General features: G+C 70.5%; 14 protein-coding genes. 10 read left to right on the top strand and 4 right to left on the bottom strand.

Features of this window, described 5'->3' with window-relative positions:
• The first annotated feature begins 40 nt into the window (after window positions 1-40).
• Together CGZ93_RS06405 and CGZ93_RS06400 are read left to right on the top strand one after the other, a co-directional pair.
• Window positions 41-1,141 carry a CapA family protein gene (locus tag CGZ93_RS06405; protein WP_141211107.1) on the top strand — a complete coding sequence of 367 codons (1,101 nt, stop codon included), beginning with the start codon at window positions 41-43 and terminating at the stop codon, window positions 1,139-1,141.
• A gap of 72 nt (window positions 1,142-1,213) precedes the next feature.
• Window positions 1,214-3,676, top strand: coding sequence for a glycoside hydrolase family 3 protein (locus CGZ93_RS06400; RefSeq protein ID WP_094363322.1), 2,463 nt, complete (start codon window positions 1,214-1,216; stop codon window positions 3,674-3,676).
• Between the two features lie 101 nt (window positions 3,677-3,777).
• On the opposite strand, the gene CGZ93_RS06395 is transcribed toward CGZ93_RS06400, so the two are convergent.
• Together CGZ93_RS06395 and CGZ93_RS06390 are read right to left on the bottom strand one after the other, a co-directional pair.
• On the bottom strand, window positions 3,778-4,158 hold the full coding sequence (locus tag CGZ93_RS06395; RefSeq protein WP_141211106.1) for a hypothetical protein: 381 nt from the start codon (window positions 4,156-4,158) through the stop codon (window positions 3,778-3,780).
• Between the two features lie 337 nt (window positions 4,159-4,495).
• Window positions 4,496-5,593, bottom strand: coding sequence for an LOG family protein (locus CGZ93_RS06390; protein WP_094363320.1), 1,098 nt, complete (start codon window positions 5,591-5,593; stop codon window positions 4,496-4,498).
• Window positions 5,594-5,652: 59 nt separating this feature from the next.
• On the opposite strand from CGZ93_RS06390, the gene CGZ93_RS06385 reads away from it, so the two are divergent.
• A complete protein-coding gene (locus CGZ93_RS06385) occupies window positions 5,653-6,717 on the top strand; it encodes an alpha/beta hydrolase family protein (protein ID WP_141211105.1) in 1,065 nt (354 codons plus the stop codon).
• An 81-nt stretch (window positions 6,718-6,798) separates the two neighbouring features.
• Here the strand turns inward: CGZ93_RS06385 and CGZ93_RS06380 are convergent, their stop codons facing one another.
• Both CGZ93_RS06380 and CGZ93_RS19340 read right to left on the bottom strand, forming a co-directional pair.
• Window positions 6,799-7,863 (bottom strand): S8 family peptidase, encoded by a 1,065-nt coding sequence (locus CGZ93_RS06380; protein ID WP_229117248.1) that lies wholly within the window; start codon window positions 7,861-7,863, stop codon window positions 6,799-6,801.
• 46 nt (window positions 7,864-7,909) lie between these two features.
• Window positions 7,910-8,287 (bottom strand): hypothetical protein, encoded by a 378-nt coding sequence (locus tag CGZ93_RS19340; protein ID WP_229117247.1) that lies wholly within the window; start codon window positions 8,285-8,287, stop codon window positions 7,910-7,912.
• A gap of 197 nt (window positions 8,288-8,484) precedes the next feature.
• On the opposite strand from CGZ93_RS19340, the gene CGZ93_RS06375 reads away from it, so the two are divergent.
• The 7 genes from CGZ93_RS06375 to CGZ93_RS06345 are packed head-to-tail and all read left to right on the top strand — an operon-like array spanning window position 8,485 to window position 15,098.
• Entirely contained in the window at window positions 8,485-9,162 is a 678-nt protein-coding gene (locus CGZ93_RS06375) for a M23 family metallopeptidase (protein ID WP_094363318.1), read from the top strand.
• Complete coding sequence (locus CGZ93_RS06370; RefSeq protein WP_094363317.1) at window positions 9,162-9,812, top strand: peptidoglycan recognition protein family protein; 651 nt, start codon at window positions 9,162-9,164, stop codon at window positions 9,810-9,812. The genes CGZ93_RS06375 and CGZ93_RS06370 overlap by 1 nt, the downstream gene beginning before the upstream one ends.
• 58 nt (window positions 9,813-9,870) lie before the next feature.
• Window positions 9,871-10,455 (top strand): hypothetical protein, encoded by a 585-nt coding sequence (locus CGZ93_RS06365; RefSeq protein WP_094363316.1) that lies wholly within the window; start codon window positions 9,871-9,873, stop codon window positions 10,453-10,455.
• A 23-nt stretch (window positions 10,456-10,478) separates the two neighbouring features.
• Window positions 10,479-11,726, top strand: coding sequence for a 1-deoxy-D-xylulose-5-phosphate reductoisomerase (dxr, locus tag CGZ93_RS06360; RefSeq protein WP_094363315.1), 1,248 nt, complete (start codon window positions 10,479-10,481; stop codon window positions 11,724-11,726).
• A 9-nt stretch (window positions 11,727-11,735) separates the two neighbouring features.
• Window positions 11,736-13,043 (top strand): M50 family metallopeptidase, encoded by a 1,308-nt coding sequence (locus CGZ93_RS06355; RefSeq protein WP_094363314.1) that lies wholly within the window; start codon window positions 11,736-11,738, stop codon window positions 13,041-13,043.
• 29 nt (window positions 13,044-13,072) lie between these two features.
• Window positions 13,073-14,242: a flavodoxin-dependent (E)-4-hydroxy-3-methylbut-2-enyl-diphosphate synthase gene (gene ispG / locus CGZ93_RS06350; RefSeq protein WP_094363313.1), complete on the top strand. Its 1,170-nt coding sequence runs from the start codon at window positions 13,073-13,075 to the stop codon at window positions 14,240-14,242.
• 1 nt (window position 14,243) lies between these two features.
• Window positions 14,244-15,098, top strand: coding sequence for a GNAT family N-acetyltransferase (locus CGZ93_RS06345; RefSeq protein WP_094363312.1), 855 nt, complete (start codon window positions 14,244-14,246; stop codon window positions 15,096-15,098).
• The last annotated feature ends 1 nt before the right edge of the window (window position 15,099 follow it).

Raw genomic sequence — 15,099 nt, 5'->3', positions numbered from 1 at the left:
GGGCGGCGACCCGGGCCCGGGCGCCGCTCCGGGGACTCCGGTGCGAACAGCCTCGGCGGCCCCGGGCCCCGGCCAGACCCCGGGCCCCACGCCCGCTCCGGGGCCGCGGCGGGCCAGCGTGGTGCTGAACGGCGACCTCCTGTGGCACAACACGCTGGTCTTCGGAGCCCGCGAGGACGCGGCCAGGGCCGGGCGTCGGGGCGCCGATGACCTCGACTTCGAGCCGCTGCTGGCCGGCGTACGCCCGGTCGTCCAGGCGGCGGATCTGGCGGTCTGCCACAACGAAGTGCCACTGGCGCCACGGGGCGGTCCCTACACCTACTATCCGAGCTTCGCCGCCCCGCCGCAGACACTGACCGCGGTGCGCGCGGTCGGTTACGGGCTCTGCACCACCGCGTCCAACCACTCACTCGATGCGGGGTGGCCCGGGCTGGTCCGCACCCTCGACGCCATGGACGCCGCCGGGCTGAAGCACAGCGGCACCGCCCGCACCCAGCAGGAGGCGGACCACCCGCCGGTGTTCACCACCGCGGCCGGGGTGCGGATCGCGGTCGTCACCGGCACCTACGGCACCAACGACGTGCCGCGACCGGCGGGCAAGCCGTGGTCGGTGCCCGGCCTGGACATCGACCAGTTGTTGGCGCGGGCACGCACCGCCCGCGCCGACGGGGCCGAGATCGTGCTGGTCGCCATGCACGCGGGAGAGGAATACCAGCACCAGCCCAACGACCAGCAACGCCGATTGGCCGAACGGCTGACGGCCTCCCCGGACGTGGATCTGGTCTATGGCCACCACGTGCACGTGGTGCAGCCGTGGACCCGGGTGAACGGCAAGTGGGTCGTCTATGGCCTGGGCAACCTGGTCGCCCAACACAGCGCGGAACGCCCCGCTGGCTACGAAGGGGTGACTGCGCGCTTTTCGTTCGAGGAAACAGAACCCGGCCGGTTCAAGGTCGTCCGGGCCGAATACCTGCCCACCCTGGTCAGCCGCTATGCACCCGGTCATCCTGCCCGGCTCTCCCTGGTGAACGCCGACCTGCGCGAGGGCCGCGGGGACCGGGCCCGGCTGCAGCAGGCGGAGCGCCGGACCCGCGCGGTGGTCACCTCCCTTGGTGGGGTGGAGGGGTTGGTCGAGTCCTGACCGGATGGCGGGCGCTTGACCGATCGGTCGGGCGAGCGTCGACAATGGAGGTCCGCCACGAAGGAGTGTCTGATGACCGCCACCTCCGCCGATCTGGACCAGTTGCTTTCCCGACTCGACCTGCGCCAGAAGGTGCGGCTTCTCACCGGCGAGGACTTCTTCACCCTGTACGCCGAACCCGCGGTCGGGTTGAGGAAGCTGGCGTTCTCCGACGGCCCCACCGGGGTGCGCGGGCTGCGGTTCACCGGCGGGAATCGGGTGGTGCTGATGCCCAACGCCACCCTGCTGGCCGCCAGCTGGGACGTGACGGTGCTGGAGCGGGTCGGTGACATCCTCGGTCAGGAGGCCGAGCGCCAGCAGATCCACACCGTGCTCGGACCGACCATCAACCTGCACCGCACCCCGCTCGGGGGCCGGCTGTTCGAGGCGTACAGCGAGGACCCGCTGCTCACCGGAAAGCTGGCCGCGGCGTACGTGCGTGGGATGCAGGCGCACGGGGTCGCAGCCTGCCTGAAACACCTGGTTGCCAACGAGTCGGAGACCGACCGCAACTTCATGGACTCCCGGGTCGCCGACGACGTGCTCCGGGAGGTCTATCTGCTGCCGTTCGAGATCGCCTGGACCGAGGCCCGGCCGTGGTCGATGATGTCGGCGTACAACCGGGTGAACGGGGTGTTCGCCACCGAGCATTCCGTTGTTCAGCAGGAAATCGTCAAGGACGAGTGGGGCTTCGACGGGCTGATCATGTCCGACTGGTTGGCCACCAAGTCCACCGTCGCGCCGGCCAATGCCGGGATGGATCTGGTGATGCCCGGCCCCGACGGCCCCTGGGGGGAGCGGCTGGTCGCGGCTGTCGAGGCGGGCGAGGTCGCCGAGACCTGTATCGATGACAAGGTGCTTCGCCTGCTCCGGCTGGCGGAACGCACCGGTGCCCTCGGTGAGCACCGCGAGTGGTCGCAGACCGTGCCGGCCCCGGACTCGGCGCAGCGACGCCGCGAGCTGATCGAGCTCGCCGCCGCCGGCATGACCGTGCTCCGCAACCGCGATTCCCTGCTTCCGTTGCACTGCGGCGTACGCCTCGCCCTGATCGGACGGCACGGTACCGAAACCGTGTGCATGGGCGGCGGATCGGCCAAGGTGAACCCGCCGCACCAGGTCTCCATCGCCGAGGGCCTGCGGGCCGCCGGGGTGTCGGTGAGCGTCTGCGACGGGGTCGAGATCCGCCGCCGCCCGGTCCCGGCGACCGGAGAATTCGTCACCCACGAAGGAAAACCGGGCATGCTGGTGGAGCTCTATGACGCCGACCGGGCGCTGATGGAGTCCCACCACTACGACCTCGGCGAGTTTTCCGTCGGCCAGGACGACAGCACCCCGCGGCCGGTGGCGTACGCCCGGATCCGCGCCACCGTGCAACAGTCCGGACCGGCCGAGGTCGGCGTCCGCGGAACCGGCAGGTGGCAGGTGCGGGTGGGCGAGCACGAGGAGGACGTGCTGTTGAAGGTGTCCGGGCACGACCCGGGTGAGGCGCACTTCAAACCGCCCCACTGGCAGCAGCGGCGGGAGCTGGCCGCCGGCACCGAAATCGAAGCTTGGTTGGAGATCCGGCCGGCCGAGGGAGTAGCCGATCAGACCAGCGGGCACGACCAGCTGGATGAGGTGATCGCCTCCGGGCTCGGCACCAAGACCCTGATCGCCCGTCCCGCCCCGCGGCCCGTCGAGCAGGTGCTCGCCGAGGCGGCCGAGGCGGCGGCCGCGGCCGACGTCGCGGTGGTGGTCGTCGGGCTCACCGAACAGGACGAGACCGAGGCGATCGACAAGGAGACGCTGCGGTTGCCCGGGGAGCAGGACCAACTGGTGCACACCGTCGCCGCCGCGGCCCGGCGGACCGTCGTCATCGTCAACTCCGCCACCCCCGTGCTGACCCCGTGGGCCGAGGAGGTGGACGCCATCGTGGTGATCGGACTGCCCGGGCAGGAGGGCGGGCATGCGGTCGCCGCGGCACTGCTCGGGGAACTGGAGCCAGCCGGCCGGTTGGTCACCACCTGGCCCAGCGCCGACGGTGCCGCTCCGGCCTGGCAGGTCGAACCCGACGACCGCCGCGGCCTGGACTACAGCGACGGCCGGTTCGTCGGCCACCGGGGATTTGCCCCCTACGGACTGGCGCCGGAACCGGCGTACTGGTTCGGCGAGGGGCTCGGCTATGCCAGCTGGGAGTACGCCGACGCGCGCCTCGAACCGGGGGAGCAGGCGCCCCGGGTGCGCGTGCGGATCGACAACACCGGCGAGCGGAGTTCCCGCGAGGTGGTGCAGGCCTACTTCCAGCCCGAACGCGACGACGAGCCGGTACGCCTGGTCGGCTGGGCCGCCGCCGAGGTGGCGCCGGGGGAACCGGCGGAGGTCACCGTCGACTGCGATCTGCGGCTGTGGCGCCGCTGGGACACTGCGGCGAACCGGTGGGGGCAGCTCGACCGGCGCGGGGAGATCCTGTTGGCCCGCGGGCTCGGTGACGTGCGGGCGCGGCTGGCGCTGGGCTGATTCGCAGAGCCTGCACAGGGACGCGTCCGCACGAGCCGTGACCACGATGAGGTTCAGCAACGTTGCAGCTCGGTCAGGCGATGTCGATGTTGAGCCTGAGGTCAGGGTCCCCGGAGGTCAGCGAGCTTCCGGGCTTCTTCGGTGAGTTCGTTGCTGGGTTGCTCCACGGTCGAGCACGTCAGGCCCCAATCCGCCATCGACGTCAAGATCGTGACTGCCTCGACGACCTCTCCCGGCGCGCGACACCCGTGGAGTCCGGCGGAACGGGCGAACAGACTTCGTGCGACCGTGACCATCAGGGGCGCGCTCACGCAGGACTCGGAGCGTGCGAGCACTTCGACGACGAAGCGTTGTGCCGACCGTCCCGCCGCATCGACCTCCGTCGGCGCAGGTGTTCGCGCGTCGCCCAGTTCGGCGAGGGCGTTATCGCACAGCCACGTGTCGAGCCGCCCGACCTGCACGTGCCGGCTGATGGTGACCACCTCGGACAAGGGTGTGGCGGTGACGCGACGAGTGCTCCACGGTTCCGGGAACGTCCACTCACGGCCCGCGGCCGGGGACTCCAACGGCCGCAACGAGCCGTCGCGGACGACTAGCCGCTCGGCGGTGTTGCGGCGCCCGGTGGCCCGGGTGCCGGGAGTCGGCCACCAGTGGTCAAGCCACATGGGCACGTCGAGTTCCTGGCTCCACGCGCAGCGTGTCGCGCGTGCCCGTGCATTCAGGACGTGAGTCTGTCTCGGCGACCTGGGCCGGGAGCCGGTCGACCGGACGGGCTGCCTTGGCGCGGCGTGCGCAACCACGCTGGCCAAGCAGGTCCCCCTACGGCTGGTCGCCGAGCGCGGCCACGGCGTCGACCAAGGTGTCCGCGAGATGCAGCCGGCGACCCAGCTCGCGGCCCTCGCCGAGCGCCCGCAGCAGCGGCCAGGCGGGCAGCCGCTCGGTCCAGTGCTCCCGGCCGACGAGCACCATCGGGGCGACCTGGTCGTCGTCGGCCGCGTAGTAGTTGCCGGTGGCCGCCTGGAAGATCTCCTGCACCGTGCCGGCCGCCCCCGGCAGCACGATCAGCCCACCCCGGCAGCGGTGCAGCAGGCTGTCCTCGCGCAGCGCGTTCGCGAAATATTTGGCGATGTGGGTGCAGAACACGTTCGGCGGTTCGTGGCCATAGAACCAGGTCGGGATGCCGATCGACAGCGTGGTCCCTGCGGCCGGGTGGCGGTGCCGCAGTTCCAGGGCGACCCGTGCCCAGGCTCCGGTATCGGGCTGGAAGGACGGCACCTCAGCCAGCTCGGTCAGGCCCTGTTCCAGTTCCTCGGCACGCCCGGCGAACCAGGCGCCCAGGTTGGCCGCCTCCATCGCGCCCGGGCCGCCACCGGTGAGCACCACCCGGTCGCGCTCGGCGAGCGTACGCCCCAGCCGAGCGGCTTCGGCGTACGCCGGGTCGTCGCGGCGCAGCGCGTGCCCGCCCATCACACCGACCACCCGGGCGGAATCCAGGTGCACCTCGTCCAGGGCATCGGTGATCGCGTGATCGTGCAGCGCGGTGGCCAGCGTGTCCGGCAGCGGCGGGACGGGCCCGGCCGCGCGGGTCCAGGCGTACACCCGGGCGTCCAGGCTGTCCTCGTAGCGCGGGGTGTCATAGAGCTCCTCGGCGCTGTAGAGACCCGCGCGATAGGGGTCGAACGGCACCCCGCTCAACCGCGGGAAGATCAGCGCGCCGCGGCGGGTCAGGTCCTCGGCCACCGCCGGCTCGAGCTGGCAACCCAGGAAGACCGCCCCGGCCGGGTCGACCCGGGACAGCGCGGCGCCGCGCTCGCTCAGGTCCACCGACTGCAGGAACCAGCCGTGCAGCGTCCTGGTGTGCCGCAGGTGCTCGTCGAAGCTGTCGAGGGACTCGATCTCCAGGAACTCGCGGCTCATGTCCGGAGGCTAGCAACGTGACGAGGCTGGCATCTTGACTGGGCGTTACAGTTCCACCCGTGCGTGCAGTCCTCATCTCAGTGCTCGCGCTGGCTCTCATGGTGCTGTTCGCTCCGGTCCAGGACGCCACCAAGGTGACCGAGGTGGGAGCTGGTGGACTCGGCTCCGAGCCGATGGGCGAGCCCGCCGATCGTCCGACCGTGCGGGCCATGGTGCTGGGAAAGGTCCGACGGGCACCGGTGCGAAAGTCCCCGCCGCTGATCCGCCCGGCGGTGAAGGTGCCCCAGCCGAAGACCTCGCTCGCCCAGACCCGGGCCGCCCTGCGGACCCAGCTGATCGCCGACTTCAACACCCCCGGACCCCCACCCGAGCCGCCCGCCGGGGTGTTCGAGCGGATCACCTACCCCTCGCAGGTGGGGGACCTGTCGGCCTACCTGACCCCGCTGCCGGATCGCGGCAAGCATCCCGCGGTGATCTGGCTCGGCGGTGGTGACACGAACACGATCGGCGACGTGTGGAGCGACCAGCCGGCGGACAAGGACATGACCGGTGCCGCCTTCCGCCGGGCCGGGGTGACGATGATGGTGCCCAGCCTGCGCGGCGCCAACGGCAACCCGGGCCGCAAGGAGATGAACCTCGGTGAGGTCGACGACGTGCTGGCCGCCGCCGACTTCCTCGCCGCCCAGCCGACGATCGACCCGAAGCGGATCTATCTGGTCGGCTATTCCACCGGCGGTGGGCTGGCGCTGCTGACCAGCGAGAGCACCGACCGGTTCCGCGCCGTGTTCTGTTTCGGTCCGGTGTGGGACGTCCGTGACTATCGGGAGCGGCAGCCCTATGACCAGGCCGACCAGACCGAGAACCGGCCGCGCTCGCCCGGCTATTGGCTGGAGGACGTGCGCAGCCCGATCTGGGTGATCGAGGGCGGCGACGCGAACACCGCGCCCACCATCCGCCGGATGCGCAAGGCCACCAAGAACCCGATGGTGTACGCCCTGATCGTCGCCGGGCGCAACCACTTCTCCCAGCTCGACCCGGTCAACCGGCACATCGCCAGCGACATCCTGCTCGACCCCGGCACGGGCGTCTATCGCGGGTCGCTGCCCGAGTTGCCGCGCGGTTGAATCGTCTCCCGGCACCGAAAAGCGGCGGGGCCGGTCCGCAGACCGACCCCGCCGCCTCGGTCGACAGGTGTTTCCGCTGGGTCAGCGGGCCGACTGGACCGCCTTCAACGCATCGACGATGCCGTCACCGTAGAACCCGTTGTAGGCGGGCGTGCCGGTGCAGGTCTGCACCTGCGGATAGCGGGGCGGCTGCGGCGGACAGGTCGCCGGGCACGGCGTGTCGGTCGCCTGCCGGCGCAGCTGCGCGATCAGCTGGGCGGGGGTGGCCGACGGGTTGACCGACTTCATCAGCGCCAACACACCGGCGACGTGCGGGGACGCCATCGAGGTGCCGTTCAGCAGGGCGTACCCCGGTCGAGACGGATCGTCCATCGGCATGGTGGACAGGATCCGACTGCCCGGAGCCGCCACGTCGATGACGCCGTTACCGTAGTTGGAGAACGGCGACTTGACCCGGGCCTGATCGGTCGAGGACACCGTCACCACTCCGTCGAGCTCGGTCGGGATGTCGTGGCAGGTGGAGTTCACCGTGCGGGTGACGGCCGTGCTGTCGTTCGGCGAGGTGTCGTCGGTGGTCTTGTTGGCCAGGTCATAGGACGAGTTGCCGGCGGCGGCCGCGTGCACCACGCCCTTGCCGGTGGCATAGTCGACGGCCCGACGGACAGCCTCCTTGGCGGCCGCCTGGTTGGGCTGGTCACCGCACCAGAACTCGAACGGGTCGATGAAGTAGGAGTTGTTGGTCACGTCCATGTTCTTCTCGGCCGCCCAGACAAAGCCGCAGATGGCATATTCGGGATAGATGAACCCGTCGTCGTTGACCACCTTCACCGACGCCATTCGCACGTTCGGGGCGACACCAACGATGCCGGTGCCGTTGCGGGCGGCGGCGATGGTGCCCGCAACGTGGGTGCCGTGATAGGAGGTGGTGTCCTCCCAGGCGGCCTTCCCGTCGATCATCCCCTGGTTCGGCTGACCGGCGCCGGTGCAGCTGACCGAGGTGGCGCGGTCGAGGTTCGGCGCCAGGTCGGGGTGATCGGGGTCGATGCCGGAGTCGAGCACGCCGACCAGCACGTTGCGCGAACCGTCGGTGATCTGGTGGGCCTTGTCGGCGTTGATCTGCTGCAGGTCCCACTGCTGGGACTCCATCCGATCACCGGCACCGGTCGCGGGGGAGGGCGCCGGAGCGGGCGCGTCACCGTTGGTGAACGGCGGCTTCTTCTTGTACGCCGAGGGAGCGGAAACCGCCGGTGCCGGGGGTGCCCTCGGACACCGCAGCGGTCCGGGTCGGGCCGGCGGACTCGACGACGTTGCCCTTGACCGCGCGGATCTTGCCCAGGAAGTCGGAGTGGGTCGAGTGGGCGATCACCACGCCGATCTGCGGCCAGGACTGCACCACGGTGCCACCGGCGGCGGCGACCGCTCGCTCGGCCTGCTTCGCCTTGCCCGGGTTGGCCTTGGCGGTGTTGATCACATAGCTGTTGACCTCCCCCTCGACCGGGGCGAACGGCACCGGCGTCGAGGGGGCCTCGGCCCTGGGGGCGGCTTGGGCGGCCACTGCGGGCAGGGTCATCGCGACCGCTGCCACGCACGCAAGCACGCCCCTTCTGAGGGTGTGGGAATGCATGAATCTCCTTGTTGGGGTGTCGGCTCGGGGGTGGTCGAGACTCGGGGGGTGTCCGAGATGTGGGATCGAACCTAGCCACAACCGAGGCCGCAGGGGAAGGGATGCACGCCGGCCGGGTTGGGCCGGCTCGTTAACCTTCCCTCATGTTCGGCGCTCGATCCGCACCCCTGCTGACGGTCCTGCTGGTCGGCTGCGGCCCCGCACAGGAGCCACAGACCGGGCCGGCGCCGCAGCCCCCGTCGGCTCCGAGCACACCCTCGGCCACCGGCACCACCCCATCCCCGCGGCCCTCGGCGACGACCACGACCGCCTCGCCCGGGCCGTCGGCCACACCGAGCGGAGAACCCTCGGCCGACCCGCGCTGGCGGTTCTTCAGCAACGACCAGACCCGCTACGGATCCCACTGGTATGCCGGGAAGCACCGGGTGATGATCGGCTTCGGCTGCACCGAGGCGCCCTACTACGACCACGATTCGCGATGCCCGGGGAGACAGGGATTCCACCACGGAATCGACGTCGCCATTCCCTGCGGGAATCCCTTGTACGCCGGGGTTTCCGGTCGGGTGGTGCTCGGCGGTCTGGGGTCGGCGTACGGGTCGAAAGCGTTCCGGATCCGGACCGAGCGGGCCGACCTGATCGTCGGTCACGTGCAGCGGGTGCAGGTGACCGACGGGCAACGGGTCGAGGTGGGGACGCCGATCGGGGAGGTGGGCGACCTGGGCGCCCCGGATGGGTGCCACCTGCACCTTGAGCAGCGTGCCGTCGGCGGCGGGGTCGCCTCGGCGACCGATCCCGGGAAGACGCTGGGGCTGGTGCGTTGATGGACCGAACCCGGTTCGCCCGGCGTACCGTGCTGGTCGGAGCCGCCGCTGCGCTGCTGGCCGCCTGCAGCACCCCCAAAGCGGAGCGGGTGGTGCCGGAACCGAGGATCATCAGCACCGACGAATGGGGCGCCACCTTCCCCACCTCCGGGGGAGACGTCATCAAGCGGGAACCGGCCCAGATCGTCATCCACCACACCGAAACCCCCAACGTCGCGGACCTGTCCAGAGACCAGGCGCTCACCCTGGCCCGGGCGGTGCAGAAGCACCACATGCAGAGCAACGGCTGGTCCGACAGCGGACAGCACTTCACCATCAGTCGCGGCGGGTTCGTGCTGGAGGGTCGGCACGGATCGTTGAACGCCGCCAGGCGCCGGGACCGGTTCGTGGAGGGAGCCCAGGCGAAGGGTGCGAACGACCGCAGCATCGGGATCGAGAACGAGGGCACCTACCACAGCGAGCGCCCGCCGGAGCAGCAGTGGGAAGCCCTGGTCGACCTGGTCGCCTGGCTCTGCGACAGTTATCAGCTCGGCCCCGAGGCGATCGTCGGGCACCGCGACGTGAGCCCGTCCACCTGCCCCGGGGACGCGTTCGCCGCGGTGCTGACCCGGCTGCGCACCGAGGTCTCCGCGATGCTGCGGCCGCGCTGAGACGAGGCCCCACGAACCCCCGATTCCCTACCGTGGACGGATCGAACGAGGAGTTTGCATGGGGTTGGCCAGGCGCACGCTGTTGGCGGGAGCGCTGGCGCTGGGCGTCGCAGGATGCACCCGCAAGTCCCCGCCGCCGGCTCCTGAGCCGCCGCCCCCGCCGCCGGTTCGGCTGCAGACCACGCGAATTCCGATCGCCCTCTACGGCGAGCTGTCGTCCTACTCTCTCGCCGAGGATCTGCTGCTGCTCAACGGGACGGGCAGTTACCGGAGCCAGGTCTCGGCGATCGATCTGGCCGAGGGGCGGGAGGTCTGGCGGGGCGATGTGCACCGGCTGCAGGGTGAACCGTCGGCCGCGGGGACCGGGACGAAGGCGGTGCAACACGCGGACGTGGGCACCGACAGCGATGGAGCCGTGGTCGTGTTCTGGTCGCGGCGCACCCAGCGGTTCGACGAACCGGCGCCGGTCCCGCTTCCAGGCGAGGCCAGCGCCCTGAAAGGAATGCGAAAAGGAGTCCTCTGGGAGGCGAGGGGTCGGGCCACCGACCGGTCAGGTCGCCCGCTCAAGGGTCCGGTCGAGGTCGTGCACCAGATCACCGAGCGCTATCCGGGCATCGACTCTCGCGTGCACCACTTCGAATAGGTCCGCTCTGCCAGACTGGTCGGGTGCGTGAGGTGATCATTCTGGGCAGTACCGGCAGCATCGGCACCCAGGCGCTGGAGGTGATCGGGGAGCGACCCGACTCGTTCCGCGTCGTCGGCCTGGCCGCCGGGGGCAGCAACATCCCGCTACTCGCCCAACAGGTGCTCGACCACCGACCCCGGGTGGTCGCGCTGTCCCGCGCCCAGTCGGCCCAGGACCTGCAACTGGCGTTGTACGCCGAGGCGAAACTGCGCGGGTGGGGCACCGGAGACACCACCCTGCCGAAGATCCTGGCCGGCCCCGACGCCGCCACCGAGCTGGCCGCCGAGGGGTGCGATGTGGTGCTGAACGGGATCACCGGGGCCGCCGGGCTCGGCGCGACCCTGGCCACCCTGGCCGCCGGGACCACCCTCGCCCTGGCCAACAAGGAGTCCCTGGTGATCGGCGGCCGGTTGGTCACCGACGCCGCCGACGACGGGCAGCTGGTGGCCGTCGACTCCGAGCACTCGGCGATCGCCCAGTGCCTGCGCGCGGGCCGTCGCGACGAGGTGCGCAAGGTGATCGTCACCGCCTCCGGCGGCCCGTTCCGCGGCTGGACGCGCGAGCGGATGGCCGACGTCACGCCCGAGCAGGCGATGCAGCACCCGACCTGGAACATGGGCCGGGTGATCACCATCAACTCGGCGACCCTGGTCAACAAGGCGCTGGAGGTGCTGGAGGCGGCGCTGCTCTATGACGTCGAGCTGGCCGACATCGAACCGGTGGTGCACCCGCAGTCGATCGTGCACTCGATGGTGGAGTTCGTGGACGGGTCGACGATGGCCCAGTGCTCCCCGCCGGACATGAAACTGCCGATCGCGCTCGGCCTGACCTGGCCGGATCGGGTCGCCGGGGCGGCGTACCCCTGCGACTGGACGAGGGCGACCAGCTGGACCTTCGAACCGATCGACCACCAGGCGTTCCCGGCGATCGAGCTGATCAAGCGCGCCGGATCGGCCGCGGGCACCGCGCCGGCGGTGTACAACGCCGCCAACGAGGTCGCCGTGGACGCGTTCTGCGAGGGCCGGATCGGCTTCCTCGACATCGTCGACACCATCGCTTCGGTGCTCGAGGAGCACCTCGCGCCGGCCGCGAACGAACCGCACGCTACCGGGGACGGCGTAGGATCGAGGCTGGTCGGATCGGACCGGGTCACGGTGCCCACCGTGCTCGCCGCCGACCAGTGGGCCCGGCAGCGGGCCGACCAACTCACCGCCGGCAACAAGGAGTAACGGGCGCGCATGGACACGCTGGTCTACCTCGGCGGAGCGATCCTCTTCTTCGCCCTGATCATGGCCTCCATCGCCCTGCACGAGGTCGGCCACATGGTGCCCGCGAAGCTTTTCGGGGTGAAGGTCACCGAATACTTCGTGGGCTTCGGCAAGACGCTGTGGAAGTTTCGGCGCGGAGAGACCGAATACGGCGTCAAGGCCATCCCCCTGGGGGGCTACGTCAAGCTGATCGGGATGTACCCGCCGGAGAAGACCACGGGCCGGGTGCGCAACTCCGGCACCTCGGCCAACCCGCTGGCCTCGTTGATCAGCGCCGGCCGGGAGGCCGAGTGGGCCGACATCAAGCCGGAGGACGACGGGCGGCTTTTCTATCAGAAGAAGACCTGGCAGAAGCTGATCGTGATGGCCGGCGGGCCGACCATGAACCTGATCCTCGCCTTCCTGATCCTCTGGGGGGTGATCGGGATCCACGGCATCAACCAGCCGCAGCCGGTCGTCGGCACCGTCAGCCAGTGCGTCGTGCCCGCCGACCGGCCCAACCAGAACGAGTGCCTGCCCGGTGATCCGCCCACCCCGGCGGTGCAGGCCGGGCTGCAGGCCGGGGACCGGATCGTCTCCTTCAACGGCACCCGGATCACCGACTGGAAGCACCTGCAGAACCTGATCCGCGACAACCGGGACCGGCAGGCCGCGATCGTCGTCGACCGCGGCGGGCAGGAGGTGGCCCTTCGGCCGGTGAGCACGATCATCAACGGCGTCCAGTCGAAGTGGGACCCGGGCAAGAAGGTTGAGGCCGGTTTCCTCGGGTTCACCCCGCGGGTCGAGCTGGTGCAGGGCGGCCCGGGCATGGTCGTCTCCCAGATGGCCGACATGGCTGCCACCTCGGCGGTGGTGCTGGCCCAGTTCCCGGTCCGGGTGTGGCACACGCTGACCGACCTGGTCACCGGCAAGCCGCGCGACATCTACGGTCCGATGAGCGTGGTGGGCGCCTCCCGCGCGGCGGGGGAGATCTCCTCGACCGACCAGCTGACCGCCGGCGGCAAGGTGACCACGTTCATGGCGTTGCTCGGCAACGTCAACCTTTTCGTTGCCCTGTTCAACTTCGTGCCGCTGCTGCCGCTGGACGGCGGACACATCCTCGGGGCGATCATCGAGTGCGTACGCCGCGGCGCGGCCAGGCTGTTCCGCCGACCCGACCCCGGGCATCTGGACACCGCCAAGATGCTGCCCATCGCGTACGCCGTCTTCGCCTTCATCGCCCTCTCCGGAGCGGTGCTGATCATCGCCGACATCATCGATCCGGTACGCCTGTTCTGACCACCCGACCTCCACGAGAGAATGGACCCATGACTGACACCAGGTCGACCGATTCCACCGTGACCGATCTGCCCGACCCCGAGGTCGTCCCGGTCCTGGCCCCGCGCCGGAAGACCCGCCAGATCAAGGTCGGATCGGTGCTGGTCGGTGGCGACGCGCCGATCTCGGTGCAGTCGATGACCACCACCCAGACCACCGATGTCAACGCCACCCTGCAGCAGATCGCCCAGCTGACCGCGGCCGGCTGCGACATCGTCCGGGTGGCCTGCCCGAGCCAGGACGACGCCGCGGCGCTGCCCGAGATCGCTCAGCACTCGCAGATCCCGGTGATCGCCGACATCCACTTCCAGCCGAAATATGTGTTCGCCGCGATCGACGCCGGGTGTGCGGCGGTGCGGGTGAACCCGGGCAACATCAAGGCGTTCGACGACAAGGTCGGGGAGATCGCCAAGGCGGCCAAGGGCGCCGGCGTCAGCCTGCGGATCGGCGTCAACGCCGGTTCGCTGGACAAGCGACTGCTGGCGAAATACGGCAAGGCGACCCCCGAAGCGCTCGTCGAGTCGGCCGTGTGGGAGGCGTCGCTGTTCGAGGAGCACGACTTCCACGACTTCAAGATCTCGGTCAAGCACAACGATCCGGTGGTGATGGTCCGGGCCTACCAGCTGCTCGCCGAGCGCGGGGACTGGCCGCTGCACCTGGGCGTCACCGAGGCCGGCCCGGCCTTCCAGGGCACCATCAAGTCGGCCACCGCCTTCGGTGCGCTGCTCAGCCAGGGCATCGGCGACACGATCCGGGTGTCGCTGTCGGCCGATCCGGTCGAGGAGGTCAAGGTCGGCACCAAGATTCTGGAGTCGCTGAACCTGCGCCCGCGCAAGCTGGAGATCGTCTCCTGCCCCTCCTGTGGTCGCGCCCAGGTCGACGTCTACACCCTCGCCGAGCGGGTCACCGCCGGGCTGGAGGGGTTGCAGGCGCCGCTGCGGGTGGCCGTGATGGGTTGTGTGGTGAACGGTCCCGGCGAGGCGCGCGAGGCCGACCTCGGGGTCGCCTCCGGCAACGGCAAGGGACAGATCTTCGTCAAGGGCGAGGTGATCAAGACAGTCAAGGAGGCCGACATCGTGGAGACCCTGATCGAGGAGGCGATGCGGCTGGCCGAGGACCTGCCGGCCGGCTCCCCGGAGGTCAGCGTCACCGGCGGCTGAGGTGGTACCGCGCGCTGCCACCGGTGTACGCATCCTGGACGACTCCCACCTGGACGCCGCCTGGGCCCTGTTGTCTCGCGATCCGGTGGGGCACGTCTTCGTGGCTGCCCGGGTGGCGGCGTACGGACTGGACTCCTGGCGGCTCGGCTGCGGCATCCAGGGCTATTTCCGTGACGGTGAACTGACCGCGCTGTGCCACGCCGGGTCCAACCTGGTGCCGGTGGAGGCGGACGCCGAGGCGCTGGCCGCGTTCGCCGCGGCGAGCTCCGGGATTCGCCGCTGCAGCTCGATCGTGGGCCCGGCCGCCCAGGCGCTCACCCTGTGGGAGCTGCTGAGTCACCGCTGGGGGCGGGCCTGGAGCGACACCCGAGAGGTACGCCGCAGCCAGCCGATGATGGCCATCGCCGGCGACCCCGCTGTGCCCCAGGACCCGCGGGTGCAGCGGATCGGGCCCCAGCACACCGAGGCCTATTTCGACGCCGCCGTGCGGATGTACACCGAGGAGGTCGGGGTGTCACCGATCATCGGCAATGACCGCGGACCCTATCTGAGCTATGTGCGGCGGCTGATCGAGCACGGGCGCGCCTTCGGCGTGGTGGAGCAGGGCCGGGTCGTCTACAAGTCCGACATCGGTTCGGCCGCCCGCGGGGTCGGCCAGGTGCAGGGGGTGTGGCTGGACCCGGCGCTGCGCGGCCGCGGGCTCGCCGTGCCGGCGATGGCCGCGGTGGTCCGGCTGGCCCGGCAGGAGTTTCCGACGGTCTCGCTGTATGTGAACAGCTTCAATGCCCCCGCGCGCGCCACCTACACCCGGGTCGGCTTCGATCAGGTCGGCGAGTTCGCCACCGTCCTCTACTGAA

The sequence above is a fragment of the Enemella dayhoffiae genome (assembly GCF_002250625.1).
In the GTDB taxonomy this organism is placed as follows: domain Bacteria; phylum Actinomycetota; class Actinomycetes; order Propionibacteriales; family Propionibacteriaceae; genus Enemella; species Enemella dayhoffiae.
This window is presented reverse-complemented; position numbering and strand designations above follow the sequence as displayed.